The sequence below is a fragment of the Aminobacter sp. P4_D5 genome, from assembly GCF_056401815.1.
The window spans coordinates 1-636 of record NZ_JBFUIP010000900.1 but is presented as its reverse complement, the minus strand read 5'-3'; the positions used below and the strand labels follow the sequence as shown (position 1 = coordinate 636).

Sequence of the window (636 nt, the reverse complement as noted above, 5' to 3'; positions counted from 1 at the left end):
GCCTTCGCCGATGCGGTAATGGCGGATGTCGCGGTAGAAGCGCTCGACCGAGAAGCCGCGCACCAGCCCCATGCCGCCATGCACCTGGACCGATCGGTCGGCCACGCGGCCCACCATCTCCGTGCAGACGACMTTGCACATGCTGGCCAGCGTGCCGAAGTTTTGGCCCGCCACGACCTTGCGCAGCGTGTCGTAGAGCAGGGCGCGGGCAGCCTCGATCTCCATGGCGCTGTCGGCGAGCATCCACTGGATGGCCTGGCGCTCGGAGAGCGGCTTGCCGAAGGTAACGCGCTGCTTCGCGTGCTCGACGGCGAGCGAGAGCAGCCGGTCCGCCGCGCCGATGCAGGCCGCCGAGACGCCGAGGCGCCCGTTGGTCAGCGAGCCCATGGCGATGGCGAAGCCCTGGCCGGGATCGCCGAGCAGCGCGCTGTCCGGCACGACGCAATCGGTGAAGGTCAGCTCGCCCAGCTTGATCGCCTCGGAGCCGATGGTGGTGTCGACGCGCGTCACCTCGAAGCCCGGCGTGCCGCGCTCGACGAGGAAGGCGCCAATGCCGCCGCGCGCGCGCTTCTCGGGATCGGTGACGGCCATGACCATCACGACATCGGCCGCATGGCCACCGCTGATCCAGTGCTT

Annotated in this window: 1 protein-coding gene; it reads right to left on the bottom strand. The window is 69.8% G+C overall.

Annotated features, from left to right (window positions below):
- A partial coding sequence (locus tag AC1DWF_RS35680) for an acyl-CoA dehydrogenase family protein (RefSeq protein ID WP_476843180.1) occupies nucleotides 1-636 on the bottom strand: 636 nt, incomplete at both ends.